Annotated in this window: 18 protein-coding genes; 7 read left to right on the top strand and 11 right to left on the bottom strand. The window is 59.9% G+C overall.

Annotated elements, in window-relative coordinates; translation table 11 throughout:
• Positions 1-111: 111 nt before the first annotated feature.
• A complete protein-coding gene (gene ychF, locus M2103_RS09640; protein WP_345783551.1) occupies positions 112-1,218 on the bottom strand; it encodes a redox-regulated ATPase YchF in 1,107 nt (368 codons plus the stop codon).
• 145 nt (positions 1,219-1,363) lie between these two features.
• Between ychF and M2103_RS09635 the strand changes: the two genes are divergently transcribed.
• The gene (locus tag M2103_RS09635) at positions 1,364-2,038 is read left to right on the top strand and encodes a 3'-5' exonuclease (protein WP_277510256.1); all 675 of its coding nucleotides are present in this window, start codon (positions 1,364-1,366) and stop codon (positions 2,036-2,038) included.
• Position 2,039: 1 nt separating this feature from the next.
• Positions 2,040-2,507, top strand: coding sequence for a GNAT family N-acetyltransferase (locus tag M2103_RS09630; RefSeq protein ID WP_277510254.1), 468 nt, complete (start codon positions 2,040-2,042; stop codon positions 2,505-2,507).
• A 40-nt stretch (positions 2,508-2,547) separates the two neighbouring features.
• On the opposite strand, the gene M2103_RS09625 is transcribed toward M2103_RS09630, so the two are convergent.
• Together M2103_RS09625 and M2103_RS09620 are read right to left on the bottom strand one after the other, a co-directional pair.
• Positions 2,548-3,252 (bottom strand): glycosyltransferase family 2 protein, encoded by a 705-nt coding sequence (locus M2103_RS09625; RefSeq protein ID WP_277510252.1) that lies wholly within the window; start codon positions 3,250-3,252, stop codon positions 2,548-2,550.
• Between the two features lie 156 nt (positions 3,253-3,408).
• Positions 3,409-4,242: a helix-turn-helix domain-containing protein gene (locus tag M2103_RS09620; RefSeq protein ID WP_277510250.1), complete on the bottom strand. Its 834-nt coding sequence runs from the start codon at positions 4,240-4,242 to the stop codon at positions 3,409-3,411.
• Between the two features lie 161 nt (positions 4,243-4,403).
• Between M2103_RS09620 and hisA the strand changes: the two genes are divergently transcribed.
• The 3 genes from hisA (at position 4,404) to pheA (ending at position 7,423) form a co-directional block, all read left to right on the top strand.
• Positions 4,404-5,132 carry a 1-(5-phosphoribosyl)-5-[(5-phosphoribosylamino)methylideneamino]imidazole-4-carboxamide isomerase gene (gene hisA, locus M2103_RS09615; RefSeq protein WP_277510247.1) on the top strand — a complete coding sequence of 243 codons (729 nt, stop codon included), beginning with the start codon at positions 4,404-4,406 and terminating at the stop codon, positions 5,130-5,132.
• 105 nt (positions 5,133-5,237) lie between these two features.
• The gene (scpB, locus tag M2103_RS09610) at positions 5,238-6,326 is read left to right on the top strand and encodes an SMC-Scp complex subunit ScpB (protein ID WP_277510246.1); all 1,089 of its coding nucleotides are present in this window, start codon (positions 5,238-5,240) and stop codon (positions 6,324-6,326) included.
• Positions 6,327-6,349: 23 nt separating this feature from the next.
• On the top strand, positions 6,350-7,423 hold the full coding sequence (pheA, locus tag M2103_RS09605; RefSeq protein WP_277510244.1) for a prephenate dehydratase: 1,074 nt from the start codon (positions 6,350-6,352) through the stop codon (positions 7,421-7,423).
• Between the two features lie 55 nt (positions 7,424-7,478).
• Here pheA and M2103_RS09600 read toward each other — a convergent pair whose 3' ends face one another.
• A complete protein-coding gene (locus M2103_RS09600; protein WP_108824452.1) occupies positions 7,479-8,909 on the bottom strand; it encodes a lysine 2,3-aminomutase in 1,431 nt (476 codons plus the stop codon).
• A 95-nt stretch (positions 8,910-9,004) separates the two neighbouring features.
• Entirely contained in the window at positions 9,005-9,244 is a 240-nt protein-coding gene (locus M2103_RS09595; protein WP_277510341.1) for a hypothetical protein, read from the bottom strand.
• Between M2103_RS09595 and prfB the strand changes: the two genes are divergently transcribed.
• A protein-coding gene (prfB, locus tag M2103_RS09590; RefSeq protein WP_192881149.1) for a peptide chain release factor 2 occupies positions 9,188-10,334 on the top strand; the annotation gives its coding sequence in 2 pieces (ribosomal slippage) (positions 9,188-9,259 and positions 9,261-10,334; 1,146 coding nt in all). The two genes, M2103_RS09595 and prfB, sit on opposite strands and share 57 nt — an antisense overlap.
• A gap of 87 nt (positions 10,335-10,421) precedes the next feature.
• Positions 10,422-11,744: a bifunctional glutamate N-acetyltransferase/amino-acid acetyltransferase ArgJ gene (gene argJ, locus M2103_RS09585; RefSeq protein WP_277510241.1), complete on the top strand. Its 1,323-nt coding sequence runs from the start codon at positions 10,422-10,424 to the stop codon at positions 11,742-11,744.
• 91 nt (positions 11,745-11,835) lie between these two features.
• Here argJ and M2103_RS09580 read toward each other — a convergent pair whose 3' ends face one another.
• The 6 genes from M2103_RS09580 to rny all read right to left on the bottom strand — a co-directional run bounded on the left by M2103_RS09580 (position 11,836) and on the right by rny (position 18,045).
• The gene (locus M2103_RS09580) at positions 11,836-12,540 is read right to left on the bottom strand and encodes a DUF4412 domain-containing protein (RefSeq protein ID WP_277510240.1); all 705 of its coding nucleotides are present in this window, start codon (positions 12,538-12,540) and stop codon (positions 11,836-11,838) included.
• A 204-nt stretch (positions 12,541-12,744) separates the two neighbouring features.
• The gene (locus M2103_RS09575) at positions 12,745-14,727 is read right to left on the bottom strand and encodes an OPT/YSL family transporter (RefSeq protein ID WP_277510239.1); all 1,983 of its coding nucleotides are present in this window, start codon (positions 14,725-14,727) and stop codon (positions 12,745-12,747) included.
• Positions 14,728-14,893: 166 nt separating this feature from the next.
• Positions 14,894-15,412, bottom strand: coding sequence for a thioredoxin family protein (locus tag M2103_RS09570; protein WP_277510238.1), 519 nt, complete (start codon positions 15,410-15,412; stop codon positions 14,894-14,896).
• A gap of 44 nt (positions 15,413-15,456) precedes the next feature.
• Positions 15,457-15,648, bottom strand: coding sequence for a hypothetical protein (locus M2103_RS09565; RefSeq protein WP_277510237.1), 192 nt, complete (start codon positions 15,646-15,648; stop codon positions 15,457-15,459).
• Positions 15,649-15,826: 178 nt separating this feature from the next.
• Entirely contained in the window at positions 15,827-16,381 is a 555-nt protein-coding gene (locus tag M2103_RS09560; protein WP_277510236.1) for a hypothetical protein, read from the bottom strand.
• A 71-nt stretch (positions 16,382-16,452) separates the two neighbouring features.
• Positions 16,453-18,045: a ribonuclease Y gene (gene rny / locus M2103_RS09555; RefSeq protein ID WP_277510235.1), complete on the bottom strand. Its 1,593-nt coding sequence runs from the start codon at positions 18,043-18,045 to the stop codon at positions 16,453-16,455.
• Between the last annotated feature and the right edge of the window lie 22 nt (positions 18,046-18,067).

The following is an 18,067-nucleotide window of genomic DNA, read 5'->3' as shown; positions in this document are numbered from 1 at the left end:
CATCGCAAGGGTTTCATGCAAACAAAACCCCGCCGCCGCAAATGATCGCGGCGCGGTCATGGCCGTTGGCAATGCGCGGGGATTTCTGCTTTTCTCGAAAAAGCGCGCCGCTCAATTATTAAACCGGAACAGCGCGACATCGCCGTCCTGAAAGACGTAATCCTTGCCTTCGAGGCGGTATTTGCCGGCCTCGCGCGCGGCGAGCACGCTGCCCAGTCGCGAGAGATCCTCGAAGCTGACAACCTCGGCCTTGATGAAACCTTTTTCGAAATCGGTGTGAATGACGCCGGCGGCTTGCGGCGCCTTCCAGCCTTTTTTGATCGTCCACGCGCGCACTTCCTTTTCACCGGCGGTGAAGTAGGTTTGCAGGCCGAGAAGCGAATAGGACTCGCGAATCAGCATTGAGACACCGGAGTCGTCCACGCCGAGATCCTTCAAAAACGCCTTCGCCTCCTCGGGCGGCAACTCAATGAGCTCGGCTTCAATCTTCGCGGAGATCGGCACATAGGCCGCGTCGTGGTGCGTGCGCACATACTCGGCGACTTTTTGCACGAACGGGTTTTCATTTGCCGTGGCAAGATCGCCCTCGGCGACGTTGCATGCGAAGAGCACGGGCTTGGCGGTGAGCAGCTGGAAGAGTTTCATCATCGCCCGGTCGTCCTCGGTTGCGCCGGGAAGCACGTTGGCGGTTTTGCCCTCGTTGAGATGCGGCACGAGTCTTTCGAGAAGCGCCATTTCCGCGATGGCCTCCTTGTCGCCGGACTTCGCTTTTTTCTGCGTTTTCTCGATGCGCTTCGTCACGGATTCAAGATCGGCGAGCACAAGCTCGGTGTTGATCACCTCGATGTCGCGCACGGGGTCGACCGCGCCCATTGTGTGCACGACGTCGGAATCCTCGAAGCAACGCACGACTTCCACGATGGCGTCCACCTCGCGGATGTTGGCGAGAAACTGGTTGCCGAGGCCCTCGCCCTTGCTTGCGCCCGCAACGAGTCCGGCGATGTCGACAAACTCAACCGCCGCGGGAATCACGACCTGCGTCTTGGCGATTCTTTGCAGCACGTAGGCGCGCTCGTCGGGCACGGTGACGACGCCGACATTCGGGTCGATGGTGCAAAACGGGTAGTTCGCGGCCTCCGCCTTGCGGGAGCGTGTGAGGGCGTTGAAGAGTGTGGATTTGCCTACGTTGGGAAGGCCGACGATGCCTGCTTTGAGCATGATGTTTTAGGAAAAACGCAAAGCGTCTCGCGCACGGACGGGAAGGGTCAAGCAAATGAATGATTTTAAAAGCAAGGCGCGCATTTGCGGCTTCGATTGCTGTTGTTGAATTATCCCGGGATTTTCATTTTTGTCTGTGATCACCATGCGTTGGACCGAGATTCCCATTCACTTCATTGATTTCGAGGGGAGTATTGCGTCCGGAATTCTTGAATACGGCGTGGTTACCCTGCGGGGTGGTCGTGTTGAAAGAACGCGCACGCGGTTTTGCCGGGCGACCGGTCGCGTGCGCAATGAGGACGCGGCGATCCACGGCCTCACGGCGGGATTGGTCGCGCATTCCGAGTCGTTTGCGACGGACGGGGAGTTCGCCTATTTTGCGGGATTGCGCGAGACGGGGCCGCTCGGGGCGCATTTTGCGCACGCGGAAAACTCGCTCATCAAATCCGCGTGGCCCTATTCGCGGCAGTCGCCCGATTTTGCGCGCGGCGGCTCGCATGCAACCGCCGAGTGGGGGCCGTGGATTGACACGGGGCGTTTGTATGCGGAGGTTTTCCCGCAGCTCAAATCCTGCCGGTTGGAAACACTCGTGGCGGCGTTTGGCTTGCAGGCGGAGCTCGACCTGATGGCGGCGGAGCATTGTCCCGAGGGACGGCGGCGCTACCATGCCGCGCTCTACGACGCGCTCGCGGCGGCGTTGTTGCTGGTTTCGCTCGGACGGCGGCCGGAGTTTTCCAACATGACGGTGCCGTGGCTTCTGCAAACAAGCACGGCGAATCCCGAAAAACGCGACGCCATGCGGCAGGAGGAATTGTTTTAAAATGAATACGATTGACTGGAAATGGACCGGGGCCGGCTCCGCCGACGAAGGCGCGTTGTTTGCGATGATAGGGGAGTTTTACAAGGAGGATCAAATCGAGTTTCGCCCCGGGCCGGTGCGGACGGCGTTGCGCGCGTTGTTGCGCGAGCCGCAGCTTGGACGTGTGTTTTTGCTGAAAAACACATCCGCGCCCGGGAGCGCGCCCGGCGGTTATGCGGTGGTTGTGTTCTGGCACAGCCTTGAATTTGGCGGGCGCGTGGCGCTTCTCGACGAGCTTTACCTGGCGCCCGCCGCGCGCGGCAGGGGTTTGGCTCCGCAAACGCTGGACATGGTGGGCGACTGGGCGCGTCGGGAGGGCGCGGTTGCCGTCCGGCTCGAGGTGAATCATCACAACAAGAGAGCCATGGGGATTTACTTGAAGGCCGGCTTCAAGGACGACAAGCGCGACATCCTCACCCTCATGCTATGATCAAACGGCGGAGCTTGTATCTAGAAACTGGATACGCCGCTTAGCCGCGACGGTGCCAGATGTTGTATTTCAAGATGGCGTAGATGGCGCGAAATCCGTCGCGCCAGCCGATCTTTTTTCCCTCCGCGTAAGTGCGGCCCGAATACGAGACGCCGACCTCGTAAATGCGCAACTGGCGGCGCGCGATCTTGGCGGTGACTTCGGGCTCGAAGCCGAAACGGTTTTCCTTGAGCGCGATTTCCTGAATAACCTCGCGGCGGAACATTTTGTAGCAGCATTCCATGTCCGTGAGGTTGAGGTTGGTGAACATGTTTGAGAGCGTCGTGAGAAACTTGTTGCCGAGGCTGTGCCAGTAATAAAGCACGCGGTGGGGCGCGCCGCCCATGAAGCGCGAGCCGAAAACAACGTCAGCCTTGCCGTCGATGAGCGGCTGCATGAGGAGCGGAAGCTCGCGCGGGTCGTATTCAAGATCGGCGTCCTGCACGATCACGTAATCGCCTGTGGCGTGTTGAAAGCCCGTGCGCAGCGCGGCGCCTTTGCCCTGGTTTTTCTCATGGTAAACAATCTTGGAAACGAGCGGGGCAATTTCGCTTTCGAGCACGTCGCGGGTGCCGTCGGTCGAGCCGTCGTCAACAACGACGATTTCGATTGGGTTCACACCGCAGTTGAGCACGGCGTCGACAAGCGTGCGAATGGTCGCGCGCTCGTTGTAACACGGAATAATAAAAGAAAGTGTCCGCGTCATTTTTTTAAATCTCACGCAAATGAAATATATGCGAACGTGTTTGTCATGACTAATAATGCCCAGTTGCCCGCGGCATGCCTTGTCATCAAAAAACGCACCGGGTTGACCGGTGCGTTTTTTAACGGGGATTCTTTTCCGGGAATGGGTGGAGGCGGACTATTGTTTGTTGATTTGTCCGCGCGTCATTAGCCGGCCTGTTGCGGGGTCGGTGAGCTGTCCTGTCCAGTTGCCAACGGTCAGAAGCAGGTTTTCCGGATGCGCGCACTCGATAATGATGTCCGTGCGGCGCGGAATGGCGCGCGCCTCTCCGACGGGAATCGTGCCCTGGTAATAGGTGATGGCGCTTCCGTCCGGCTGGGTGTCCTTTGAGGTGACTTTCACCTCAACCGGGAGATCCTTCGCGGTGATTGTGATCGTGGCCTCGCCCGCCTGCGCCTGCACCCATGTTTCCTTGGGCGCGGATGCCGACGAGCCGCCGTTGCTGAGAAGAACAACGATCAGGATGATTATGGCCGCGATCACGCCAATGATCGCGCCGAGCTTGATAAGGAGTTTTTTGTCGAGCGAGGAGCCCGGCGAGTGCGGCGGCACAAACGTGGCGGGGTTGCGCGTGGTCGCGGCGGGTTCGCCGGAGACGCCGGGCATGGGCGGGGTGGTTCCCCCGGTGAGCGGGTCCTTGGTTTCCTTGTCCTTGCTGGTCGAGATGTCCATGCGCCCGTAAACTTCCCGGCTCATCGAGCGGCTGGACTTGGCCTCTCCGTGGTGCAGGGCGTTGTAATCGGCGATGATTTGATCGGCGGGCAGCTTCAGGAAATTGGCATACGAACGGAGAAATCCGCGCACATAAATCTCCGGCAGGCGGATGTCGTATTGGTTGGATTCAAATTTGTGCAGATACTCGCCGCGAATCTTCGTGGCTTCCGCGGCTTCGCGGATGGAAACGCCCTTGCGCTTGCGGGCCTCTTCAAGTCGTTCGCCGATTGTTTGCATGTTGGGAGAGTTAAGGAAAAGCGGACTCCAAGGGAAGTGCGAAGTGCAACATAATGCGCGTATTCGCAAGAGTCTGGAGCGCACAGCGCATTTTTTTGACCTTCCCCGCAGTTTATCTTTGCAACAGGGAGGGTTTGGGGGCGTTTTACGCGCTTTCGACCATGACAATTTATCCAGCCATCGACATCAAGGGCGGGCGCTGCGTGCGCCTCACACAGGGCCGCGCGGACCAGCAAACAATCTACTCGGAGAACCCCGCCGAGATCGCGGCGCAATTCAAGGCAGCCGGTTCGGGCTGGGTGCATGTGGTCGATCTCGACGGCGCGTTTTCCGGAGAGTCGCAAAACCTGGCCGTGGTGCGCGAAATCGTCGCCGCGGGAATGAGGGTGCAACTGGGCGGCGGCATGCGCTCGCGCGAGGCGGTGGAGCGCGCGCTGGCACTCGGCGTGTCGCGTGTCGTGGTCGGCACGCGCGCGGCGGAAAGCGAGGAGTTTGTGCGCGAGCTGGTTGGCGCGTTTGGCCCGAAAGTCGCCGTCGGCATCGACGCGAAAGACGGCATGGTCGCGGTCAAGGGCTGGGTTTCCACGACCGGCACGAGCGCGCTGGCGCTTGCGCAACGCATGGACGCGCTCGGCGTGTCCACGCTCATCTACACGGACATCGGCACCGACGGCATGCTGACCGGTCCGAATCTCGCCGCGCAGGAGGCGATGTTGAAAACCGTGAAATGCGGCGTGATCGCCTCCGGCGGCGTGTCGCAACAAGGCGATGTCGGTGCGCTCGGCGCGCTCGCGAAGCGCCACGCCAACCTCGACGGCGTGATCATAGGCAAGGCGATTTACGAAAAACGCGTTGATCTCGCGCAGGCAATTGCGGACGCGCGAGCGTAGTCCGAAGTTCATTTAGTTTTGAAACGAGGCCGGCGGCGGGCGGCCTGTTTTTTCGTTATTGCTTCGGGGCGGGGCGGCTCATTCATTTTTGGCTCATTTTTATCAATGGCTTTCAATCTGCAAAAGGTGCTTCGCGCACTCCTGTTTTCCTCCAGCCAGGCACTTTCCATCAAGGACGTGCAGGACATTTTTGCGCGTTTTCACGAACAAGCTCCCGTCGCTGTCGAAAATGACGAGGAGGCTCCGCCGCTTACCGTGCCGTCGGATGCCGTCGCAACGGATGCGTCCGCCGATGATATTGTGGAAAATGCCGATGCGTCCGACGACACGCCTGTCGAGCGTGAACCGGAGCCGGACCCCGATCCCGAGGCGCCTTCGTTGAAACCCGCCGAGCTGCGGTCTGAACCATCAACCGAAGAGAAGCCGCAGGACGGCGAACCGCAACCGCCCGCCGATGATGCCGCGGAGGTTGTTGTGCAATTCCCCGAGGACTCGGACGAGGAGCTTTACAAGGGCGTGCCCTCGCTCATCACCGCGGCGCAAATTCGAGAGGCGATGGACGCCATCGCCGTCGAGCTGCAGGAGGCAAACGACATTTATATTCTTGTTGAGGGCCCCGCCGGCTACCGGCTCATGACACATCCGCGCTTTGCGCGCTGGATTCGCATTATGCGCGACGAACCGCCGCCAGTGAGGCTCTCCCAGTCGGCCCTTGAAACACTCGCGATCGTCGCCTACCGCCAGCCCGTGACGCGCAGTGAGATCGAATCCATTCGCGGTGTGTCCGCCGACGCCGGCCTGAACAAGCTGATTGAGCGCGAACTCGTTTATATCACGGGTCGCGCTGATTTGCCCGGACGTCCGTTGCAATACGGCACGACGGACAAGTTTCTCGAATTCGTCGGCGTGAAGTCGCTCGTCGAGCTGCCTGCGTCCGACGTGCTCTCGCCGCGCCAGATCGACGCGTGGCTGCAAAATTCGGCGAAAGTCACGCCGCCCTCCGACGCCGACATGGGCCTGCCGCTCGAAGAGGGCGAGGGCGAGTCGCCGAATCTCGCGGAAGTGAGTGTCGGGGACCACTCGACCCCGCCGTTCGCGGCGGTGGCGGCTTCCGCCGAGGAAGTCGCGCCCCTGCCCGATCCGACCGATCAGCCGGATAATCCCGATTCCGAAGAGCCTGAAAAATCCGAATAGTTTTTCCGCAACAACCCGCATCCATGGACCTCACCCCGTTTCGCGAAAAAATCGACGTCATCGACCGCCAGCTTGTTGAGTTGATCAACCAACGCCTCGCCCTGGCCTCCGAAATCGGCAAGGCCAAGCGCAGCGTCGGCGGCAAAATCTACGTGGCCGAGCGCGAGGCGGAAGTGCTGCGCAAAGTCACATCGCTCAGCAAGGGTCCGATCAAAAACGACGCGCTGAAGGCCATCTACTGCGAAATTATGTCGGCGGCCATCGCGCTCGAAAAGCCGCTGCAAATCGCCTACCTCGGCCCCGAATCGACAAACAGCCACCAGGCCGCCATCAGGAAATTCGGATCGAGCGTGGATTACCACGCCATGACTTCGTTTGCGGACATTTTCACTGCGGTGGAAAAAAAGGAGGTCGATTACGGCATCATCCCGATTGAAAACTCAACCGACGGTTCCGTGCGCGACGCGATCGACCAATTTGTCTCCTCGGAGCTGAAAATCGTCGCGCAGCTCTACATGGAAATTTCCTACTGCCTGATCACGAACGAGCCGCTCGACCAAATCAAAAAAGTTTACTCAAAAGACCAGGCGCTTGCGCAATGCCGGCTCTGGTTGCAACGCCACCTGCCGAATGTCGAGTTGTGCGATGCGTCGAGCACCGCGCGCGCTGTTCAAATCGCGTCCGAGCAACCCGGCGCGGCGGCCGTCGCCAACGAGCTCGCGTCCGTGCGCTATGGCGTTCCGATCCTGGCGCGCAACATTGAGGACAAGGCGAACAACATGACGCGCTTCTTCGTGATCGGCCGCGAGCCGTCGGGCGCGGTTGGCGGAGGTCGCGACATGACAAGCCTGCTGGTTTTGCTCGACGAAAACGCCGCCCTGCACTCGGGGACGCTCTTGAAAATGGTCGAGCCCCTGTCGAAGCGCGGAATCAACCTTTCAAAAATCGAATCGCGTCCGAGCCGCCGCAAGGCATGGGATTATTATTTCTACATCGACACGGGCGGCCATATTGACGACCCCGAGATGCGCGAAGCCATCGCCGAGATGCGCCAGTATTGCACGATGGTTAAATGGCTTGGCAGCTATCCGCGGTAAAGTTCCGTTGCCGCCCGCGGGAGCGTTGCCGCGCAACGCCCCGCGCGTCTCCAAATCACATCCACTCGACGTGGCCGAATTCGGAAAGGCGTTTCACGAACTTTGAGCGGTCGCCCCATGCGGGCGCGCGGTGGTGCGTTTTGATGTCGCGCATCGCGGGCTCGAAGAAAAACTCCTTTTCGCCGAACGCCGGCTTGAGGTGGTCGAGCCAGGTGGCCTTTTCATCGAACTGCGCGAAGAAGACGCGACCGGCCCACGAGGGTTCGCGGCCCTGGATGAATTTCAGCACAAAAACCTTTTCGCCGCGAACCTCGGCGATGCCGTCGATGAGCACCTTGCCGGGAAGCGCGGACATTGACGGACCGCGCACGGTGCGGCCAAGACCGGACATGCGGCGATAGGCCTTGTTGAAAATTTCATACGCGCGGGCGAGCGGCACCTCGAAGTAGTTTTTCGGGCCGGTGTCGCGCTCGACAAACATGTAATACGGCACCATGCCGAGCACGATTTGGCGTTTCCAGAGATTCGTCCAAACCAGTGGATCGTCGTTGATGTTGCGCACGAGCGGAGCCTGGCAGCGGATGATCGCGCCGGTGTCGCGAATGCGGCGGATGGCGGTTTGCACGACGCGTGTTTCGAGTTCGCGCGGGTGCGAGAAGTGCGCCATGAGCGCGAGGTGGCGCCCGCTTTTTACGACGCGCTCGAAAAGCTTCAGCACGTCGTCCGCGTCGTTGTCGGTCACGAAGCGATACGGCCACCATGCGAGCGACTTGGTGCCGATGCGCACGCTCAACACATGGTCGAGCTCGAGAAGCGGTTCGATATAGCGCGAGAGCAGCGAGGCGTTCATCACCATTGGATCGCCGCCGGTGAAAAGGATGCTGTTTACCTCGGAGTGCTGCGTGACGTAGCGGCGGAGGCTGTCGGCTTCGCGGCTGGCGAATTTCAGGTCGTCCATTCCGACGAACTGCGCCCAGCGAAAACAATACGAGCAATAGGTGTGGCAGGTCTGCCCCTGGCTCGGGAAAAAGAGCACGGTTTCGCGATACTTGTGCTGCATGCCGGGGAGCGGCGTGCCGTCCTCAAGGCGAGGCACGTTGACCTCCATCTGGCCGGCGGGGTGGGGGTTCATCTTGAGCTGGATGGCGTGCGCGAGCGCGGATTGTTCCGCGGCGGGCGCGTCATCGGCGATGAGCTGGCGCATGGCGGCGAGGTCGTCGGTCGCGAGCATGTCGGGCTGTGGAAAACTGAGCTGGAACATCGGGTCCTGCGGAATCGCGTCCCAATCGATGAGTTCCTCGATCACGTATTCGTTGACACGAAACGGAAGCACCGCGGCGACGGCCTTCATGCCGAGAAGCTCCTCCGTCGAGAGGCCGCTGAGTTGCGGCAGGGAGTCGAGGTCCCGGCGTTGAATAGCCCGATATTTGCGCGGTTGAATGCCCCGGCCGGAGGGCCTTTTTGTCGTGATGTTGGGCGGCGTCATACAATGTCCTTTCTTTTGATAATTGCTGTTGGGCGACACGCGCTGCGTCCCGCGTAAGGACTCTAGTGGCAAAACAAACGTCGCTGCGTGTAATTTCAAACGACTGTCTTTCGCCGTGGGCGAAAAGCGGCTTTGCCTTCGAGTAACACACATTTTGCGGCGCGCGAGAACCGGTTGCCAAGCCCGCATTTCGTTTTTGCGAAGATTTTTTCCGAGTCAAATTTCCCCTTGCGCCTTGCGCGCCCGCGTGCCGCCATGTGCGGCTCACAAACAACATCATGATCACACCAGAAACATTTTCCCACATCGAATACATAAAAAAGCGAGCCGGTCATTTATGGAGGTTTCTTTGACGTCGACCAAAAGACCCGCGAAATAGAGGCGCTCGAAGCGCAAATGGGCGCGCCCGATTTTTGGGACAACAACGAGCGCGCACAAAAACACATCGCCAATCTCAACCGGCTCAAGAGCGCGGTCGTGCCCGTCGTCGCCTTTAAGAAAAGGGCGGACGATCTCGACGTGATGGTCGAGCTCGCCGAAGCCTCCGAGGGAGCCGAGCAGGCCGAGTTTGAAAAGGAGCTCGAAACCACCGCCGCCGCGATGGTCGGGGAGCTCGACAAGCTCGAAATCGCCTCCTACCTCACCGGCCAGTTCGACAAAAACAACGCCATCCTCTCCATCCAGGCCGGCGCGGGCGGCACCGAGTCGAACGATTGGGCCGACATGCTTTTCCGCATGTATTCGCGCTGGGCCGAGCGTCGCGGCTTCGAGGTCGAGGTGCAGGACGTGCAGCCCGGCGACCAAGCCGGCATCAGCCGCGCCACGCTCCTCATCAAGGGCGAAAACGCCTACGGTTACGTGAACGCCGAGCGCGGCGTGCACCGCCTCGTGCGCATCAGCCCGTTCGATTCAAACAAGCGCCGTCACACCTCCTTTTGCGCGGTGGATGTCGTCGCCGAAATCGACGACGACATCAAAATCGATATTCCCGAAACCGAAATCCGCGTGGACGTTTATCGCTCCTCCGGCAAGGGCGGTCAGGGCGTCAACACGACCGACTCCGCCGTGCGCATCACGCACATCCCGACGGGCATGGTCGTGGTCTGCCAAAACGAACGCTCGCAAATCAAGAACCGCGCCAGCGCGATGAGCGTGCTGAAAGCGCGCCTCTACGAGCGCCGGCTCGACGAGCAGCGCAGCGAGATGGAAAGATTCTACGGCGAGAAAGGTGAAATCGGCTGGGGCAGCCAGATCCGCAGCTACGTTTTGCAACCCTACCAAATGGTGAAGGACTTGCGCACCGGCGTCGAAACCAGCGACACGCAAGGCGTGCTCGACGGTGACATCGACCGCTTCATCAACGGCTGGCTCCGCGCCGGCAGCCCGCGCCACCGCAACAAGGACATCAAGGTGGACGACGAGTGATTCATAAAAAGGGAAGCGATCCTCCGGGGTCGCTTTCTTTTTTTGACGTTTCACTCTTCCCGCCTCACCCTTCGCGTTTTCTTCGCCGTGCCATCGACCAATCTTATTTTTGCCAACCAAGACGCCCATCGCGCATGGCTCGCCTCGCAAGCCGCGCTGCCCGCCGGATTTCGCGCCGGCACCGTCCGTTTTGAGTTCACCCCCGTCGAGGCGCCGAAACCCGCGCGCATGACGCTCACGCTTATCGCGCTCGACAAGCCGACGCCGGATTTTGCCGCGATGTTTACGCGCAACGCCTTTCCCGGCGCGCCCGTCATCATCGGACGCAAACGGCTCGCCGAACCCGCGCTCGGCGCGATTATCATCAACAACAAAATCTCCAACGTCTGCGCGCCCGGCGGCGTGGAAACCGCGGAGCGCATTTGCGCCGAAACCGCGCGGCTCCTCGGCATTTCGCCGGAGCAAGTGCTACCCAGTTCGACCGGCGTCATCGGCTGGGCGCTTCCCGCCGATGCGATGATGGCCGCGCTGCCCGATGCGGTCGCAGCCCTCTCGGGCGATTCGATATTGCCCGCCGCCGAGGGCATTGTGACGACCGATCTTTATCCGAAAATCCGCCGCGCCTCCGTCGGGGCGGGCAGCATCGTCGGAATCGCAAAAGGCGCGGGCATGATCGAGCCGAACATGGCCACGATGCTCGTTTATATTTTGACCGACCTGGCCGTGCCGCGCGACGCGCTGCGCGCCATGCTCGCGCGCGCCGTCGATTTGAGTTTCAACACCATCAGCATCGACAGCGACACGAGCACATCGGACACCGTCGCGCTTGTGTCGTCCGGAAAAGTGCCCTGCGCCGCGAGCGAATATGCCGCGTTCGAGACGGCGCTCGCGCAAGTGTGCCGCGACCTTGCGGAGGATGTCGTGCGCAACGGCGAGGGCGTGCGCCATGTGATCCGTGTCGCGGTGAAAGGCGCGCCCGATCGCGACACGGCGCGCGCGCTTGGAAAGGCGATTGTCAACGCGCCGCTTTTCAAATGCGCCGTCGCGGGCAACGATCCGAATGTCGGGCGCCTTGTGCAGGCAATCGGCAAACACGTCGGCGCGCACATGCCGGAACTCGATGTGTCGCGCATGAGCGCGCGCATGGGCGGGGTCGAGATCTTTGCGAACGGCGTGTTCAGGCTCGACCCGGAAAAGGAAAACGCGCTTGTGGCGCATTTGCGCGAGGCCGAGCTTTACGCAAGCGCGCCGACAGCGGACGGCGTGTTTGCGCCGCCGGTTCATTATCCGCCGCACGAGCGCGGCGTTGAAATCGAAATCGACCTCGCGAGCGGCGACGGCGACTGCGCGGTTCTGGGCGGCGACCTTACGCATGAATACGTGAGCGAAAACGCGGATTACCGGAGTTGATATAATAATTGTATCAACATTGGCGTGCGCAAGCGGGACGGTTGCGCCGGAGGCAGCCCTTTCGCCTTGTGTGTTTTTGGCGCGCGCGGCATTACCGGGGTTGTTTGTTCCTCCCCTCGGGCGCGTCGATTTCCTTATAACCCTCCGGGATTTTGAAAAGCGAATCCTGTTGTTTGGCCCGGGTGATTTCAGTCACCTCAAAACGGGATTTTTCCGCGCCTCCCTTCCGATCGTATTCGACCGCGCGAAGCACAAAAAAATCCTGCGAGTAGGCGAATTTCGACCACGCGGCCTGTTCGATATTGCTGCCAACGGCGTCAACCTCGCCCATGCCGGGATAATCGAGCAGGAATTTTCCCAGCGATTTTGTCACCCAAAGCTCCGTGTATTTTTCATCCTGCGCCGTGCCCGTGTATTTTTCAGCGTCAATTCCGGCGATTTCTTCCGTTACGCCCGCTGCCTTGAACTGTGTCTGGCTGAAATCAACCGCCATCTGCTCCGCAACCTGGCCGTGAAACCATTTTATTGTGTAAGCCTTCCTGCCGGGCATGAGCACGGTCTTTTTGCGCTGGCTGTGGTCAATGATCGTGACCGCGCGCTTGTCCTTCGGGTTTTGCGCCGCCGGCTCAAGGCGCAAAAGCTCGCCCTTGGCGTGGAGCGTGACATTGCGCGGCTCCGCGTCGCCGGCCAAATCAATGGCGCGCATGGTTATTTTGCCCTCAAATGCGAAAAGACCGCATGCGAGAAATGAGAGGCCGGCAAGTGTGAGTGTGAAAAAACGCCCTTTTGTTTTCATGATATTGGATAATTTCATGTTCAAACTGCGCCCGGATGCGCGCGTGTTCAAACCCAGTCATCCGGCGCGCCCCCTATTCACATTATTTTTCCATGAATAATGTGAATAGAGTGTAAACAGGCGCCATGATGCCGGCGCATCACTTTATATAATATAATGCGGCACCCTTTGCGGGCGCGACGGCTTTGGATGAGCCGTCGCCGATCACCAAATCGGAAGCACGTTTTGTATCAATGCGTCGCCGATGCCGATCAGTGCCGCGCCGGTGATCAGGCCCGCGCAAATCGGCTCCAGGCACTCGACCCAGATTGTGTTTCCCTTGGTGTTTGGCGTTTTGTATTTGCGGCGCATGATCTCGAAAAACAGCGCGCCGCACCACATGCAGATGGTCGCGTTTGGCGGCAGCACCACGCCGAGGCCGATCGAAACGGCCGAGAGGGGGAATTTGTTTTTGGTCACTATGCGGATGACCTCGAAGAGCAACGCCGCCACCGCGGCGATCACCATGGCGATGACCGCCGTTGTCGGGAGGCTGGAAAGCCCCTTCGCAATCAGGTCGGCCACGCCTTTCCATTGAAGCGCGGCGGGCATTCCGAAGGTGTCCGACACCAGCGTTGAGATGCTGCGCACGCCCTCTGAATTTTTTGGCAGAAAAAGCGCGAAGAACAGCGGCGTCGAGGCGAGCGCGCCGGCGGTGATGCCGATCACGTGGCCGATCGCCTGCTGGCGCGGTTTTGCGCCGAGCATGTAGCCGGGTTTGATGTCGGAGAGCAGGTTGGCCGCGTTGCCCGCGACCTCGGCGGTCATGCCGGCGGTTGTGAGGTTTGTCGCCGCGTTGTGCGGCTGGAGCGCGCCCATGGTGAATTGCGTGATCTTGGAAAGCGCGCCGACGGGCGTCCACGAGGTGAGCGCCATCGAGTTGGTCGCGATGATCGAGAGCACGCAGATGAGCGGCACCGCCACGAGCGAAAGCACCCAGCTCGCTCCGAAAAACCAATGCGCCATGCTCGCGCCGAGCAACGCGAACAGCGGCACGCCGACGAACGATATCCACAGCGGCACTTCGATGTGCTTGAGCACGTCGTGACCCTTTTTCGTTTTTTCCTTCTTTTTAAACAGGTTGGTGAACGCGTTGATGATCATTTTCGGTTTGCCAAACAGGCCCACCATTGAGCCGACCACCATCATTGCGATCGCCCACCAGAGCGACCATTGGTTCACGATTTCGCCGCGATTGAGCGGAAGCAGCGTGCCGTCGGGGCCGACCTTGCGCGTGATGTCGCCGAGCTGGATCATCCACGGCGCGAGCCACACATAATTGATTATCATGCCGATCAGCATGCTTGTCGCGATGCGGATGCCCATGAGCCCGCCGACGCCGATCATGCTCAAGTCGAAACTCACGCGCAGGCCGAGCTCGCGGATGTCGGTTCCCATGATTTTCGGGACCCAGGTGGCGATGTTGTAATAATACTGGTCGACCATTTCGTTGAAGTGCCAGAGCGCGCCTTCCTTCGGATTGCCGGAAAGGCGGAGCAACTTGAACTGGATTAACTTCATCCAGCCCTCGCCCATGACCATTTGCATGCCCGCGGCCAGCACCGCGGCGACGGCGAGCACCTTTGCCTTGAACAAGCCGCTCGCGCCCTCGCCCGTGTAAAGTGTGTCGAGCACGACGCCGCACGCGCGCCCCTCGGGAAACGGAAGCTGGTCCTCGTTGATAAAGCGCCGCTTCATCGGAAACGCCACCAGCACGCCGGTGATCGAAATAACCACGTTCCACAACAGCATTTGCCACCAGGGAACGATGTTTCCCGTGACGAGCATGTAGGCCGCGAGCGACGAGATGAACGGTGAGGTCATGTAACCCGCCGCCGTGGCGATGGACTGCATGGCGTTGTTTTCCAGAATCGTGAAATCCTTTGCCAGCCCCATGCGCGACATGACGCGGAACAGCGCAAACGCCAAAATCACCGATGTGAGCCCCACGCCGAGCGTCGAGCCTGTCTTGGCGCCGACGTAGAGATTGGTCGAGGCGAGGATGCCGCCGAGAACAAAACCCGTGATGCCGGAGCGAAGCGTGAGCTGCGGCATGTTGCCGCGAAAGATGTTTGTGAACCACCAGTGGTCCTTTTGCTCGCGAGTCCAGGTGCGGATTTGTTCTTCGTTCAGTTGATGGATTGCCATGGCTTGGTGAGGGATAGCGGAGTGCGTTTGGTCTAAATATGAAAAGGTTTGCGTTTGCCGGAATTGCCGCCCGAGGGCGAGCACGCTTTTCAAATTCGCTTCCGGGCCAAAAACCCGGTGTCCGTCCGCGTTCAGCGCGGGCGCGAATCAACACCGCCCCGCCGGGTCATCCGCGTTCGTTCTTTTGCAACATTTCATACACCATGTTCGCGGCGTCCTTTCCCTCGATGACACGGCTGCGATCAGCGGGCAGAACCACAAAGTAGGGCACGTAGGGCAGCCGGTATTTGAGTGCCACCGGCGAGCGAAAATCAATGCCCCGCACGCCCGGTCGGTTTATGTTCACCTTGACCACCACGACATCCTCGCGATCGAAATGCAACTTTTCGAGGCGCGGCGCGACCCGGCGGCACGGCGGACAATACTGGCTGGTGAAATCGAATATCATCATCTTATCCGGAACCGCATAATCCTTGATATCCACCTCCTCGCCATGGGCGATTTCCTTGGGGTAAACCTTGCCTGTCGGACGTTTTGCCGGCGCGGGCGTCTCTTGTTTTTGCACCGTCGCTTCGGGAGCCGCAACACTTGCCGCCGGAGGCGTGAAAGCCTGGACAGGCTCCAGCGGTATGTCCCGGTCTTGATTGCCGGAGACAACCAGAAAAATGCCGGCCAGAAGCGCCACGGCAAAACAGCCTCCGCCAATGGCGAGTTGGCGCGGTGTCAGGGTTATTTGGGACATTCGGGCATCTTCTTTTCCACATGTTGCTTATCAAGCCCAAACGCGGATGACGTGAATACGTTTGCAACCAGCCGCTTGCGCACAATGCCGTGCTCAAGCGGTGCCACATGCGCCTCAATCCCACGCGTAACATTCATCGTAAACGATGACATGGTTTGCGAGAAACGCACGGCGTTCATTTTGAAACGTTATTTGTAGCGCCCTTACAGGGCGCGTTGTCTTCCATCGTTTCCCCAGGGTCTCGCAAGCTCGACCCTGGGCTGCCGAATGGCACGCCTTTGGCGCGCGTAAATAACAAACAGGTTGGCGCCTATGGGGCTCGCGCCCTCGCGGTGCGGCAATCCCCGCCCCAAAAAATCAAGAGTCCCCGGTGCTGATTCGCTCCGGCGGGGTGGAGTCGGTTGCCGGATCGGGCATGGCGAATTTTTCGCAAAGTTCTTTGATGCGCGTCTTGCACCGCTCAATGCGCGAGTCGAATTCGCCTATTTGCTCGCCCACCATTTCCTTTTGCTCCCGCAAAAAGCATTCCGAGTCCAGGTCGCCGGGGCGTGTTTTCAATTTGTTTTTATGATGGAGATCCCCCACCAGCCGCAATCGCTCGACTTCATAGCGCCCGATTTGCAATTCGTAGCCCATCACCACCATTTCTTTCAGGGGCAGGCCGTTGATTTTTTCGCAAAGCAGCCGGTTCAGGGTTTCGTTGGTTTTCGATTTTTTGGCGTCTCGCAGCATGAATGAGATTCTTATCTCCCTCATGCTGTTGTTTATCTCCTCGATTTCCCGGACGCTGAGGCGGTGTGTGTTGAACGAAAGCCAGCGGTTCAACTCCTCTTGGTCCGCCGCCGAGATTTTTTGGTCGTAGGGGTTCTTTCTGCAACCGGCGCAAACAAGGAGTATTCCAATGAATAACACCAAAACTGCCAGCGCATGCCTCATGGAATTATCTTTTGTTCATGAAGTTTGGGCGGCTTGCGCGCGCAACCTCACGTTGCCGTTTCGGTGAACCGCGATTCGCGGATTACGGTCACCTTGATTGTGCTCGGGTATTGGAGCTCGCTTTCGATTTTGCGGCGGAGTTCGCGGGCGAGTTCGCGGGCCTGGTCGTCCGAGACGTGTTGCGGCGAGACGAGCACGCGGATTTCGCGGCCCGCCTGGATCGCGTAGGCCTGCTGCACGCCGTCGATGCCGAGCGCGAGTTTTTCAAGGCGGCCAAGGCGCTGGATGTAATTGGTCATCGCCTCGGCGCGCGCACCCGGGCGGATCGCGGAGATCGTGTCGGCCAGAATCACCAGGCCCGCATAAACGGTCTCGGGTTTTACCTCCTCGTGGTGCGCGGCGATGGCGTTGACCACGATGGGCGTCTCGTCGTGGCGCTTCACAAACTCGGCGCCGATTGTCGCGTGGCTGCCCTCGTATTCGCCATCAACCGCCTTGCCGATGTCGTGAAGCAGGCCGGCGCGTTTTGCGATGTTCGGGTCGAGGCCGACTTCGCTGGCGATCATTGAGGCGAGGAAGCCCACTTCGATCGAGTGGTCGAGCACGTTTTGCGTGTAGGAAAAACGGTATTTTAGTTTGCCGAGCAGTTTTATAATCTCGGGATGCAGCCCCGTCACGCCGAGATATTCGACGGCGGATTCACCGGCTTGCTGCACGTTGATGTTCACCTCCTCGGCGGCGCGGTTGACGCTTTCCTCGATGCTTGCCGGATGGATGCGGCCGTCCTTCACGAGGCTGTCGAGCGCGATGCGCGCGATTTCGCGGCGCACGGGATCGAACGACGAGATGAGCACCATTTGCGGTGTTTCATCGATGAGCAGCGTGACGCCCGTGACGGCTTCGAAGGCCTTGATGTTGCGCCCTTCGCGGCCGATGATGCGGCCTTTCATTTCATCGTTGGGCAGCTGGACAATCGTCGCGGTGATGTCGGCGTTGGGTTTTGACGCCATGCGCTGCATCGTGGCGATGAGAATGCGGCGCGCCTGCATTTCGAGGTCGTGCTCGGAGCGGTCGAGTGTTTCGCGGCGGAGAAGGCGCAACTCGTCCTGGCATTCCATTTCGACCTCCTCGCGCAAAATTTTCTTTATCTCCTCGGCGTCCATTTGCGACATGCCCTCGAGGCGTTTGCGCAGGTTTTTCGACGTTTCCCGAAGCACGTCGCGCGCCTGCTTGGCGGCGGCGTTTTCGCGCGAAAGGCGCTCCTGTTTTTGCTCCAGTTGATGGTCGAGCAACGCGAGCGATTCCTCGTGCGCGCGGATTTCGCGCAATTTGAGATCGGCCTCGATTTCGCGCCGGTCAAACTCGCGCGTCATTTCGGAGCGTTTTTCCTGCATCTCCTCCTCGACTTTTTGCCGCAGTTCATGGGCCTCGACCGCCGCCTCGCGGCGCGCCACCTCGACAAGCTGGTTTGCCTGGTGCGCGGCCATGCGGCGCGAGTAGCGCGTGACCATCCAGGACCCCACCAGCCCGAGTAAAATGCCCGCGACGCCAGCCACGACAAATACCCAAACGGGGCCGTATTCGTCCCAGAATGTCGTGGCTGTTGCGACGTCGGCAAATATCGCGCTTTGTAGTTTCAAGGTGGCGGAAGGTAAAACGGCG

Source organism: Ereboglobus sp. PH5-5, assembly GCF_029504805.1.
In the GTDB taxonomy this organism is placed as follows: Bacteria; Verrucomicrobiota; Verrucomicrobiia; order Opitutales; family Opitutaceae; genus Ereboglobus.
This window is presented reverse-complemented; position numbering and strand designations above follow the sequence as displayed.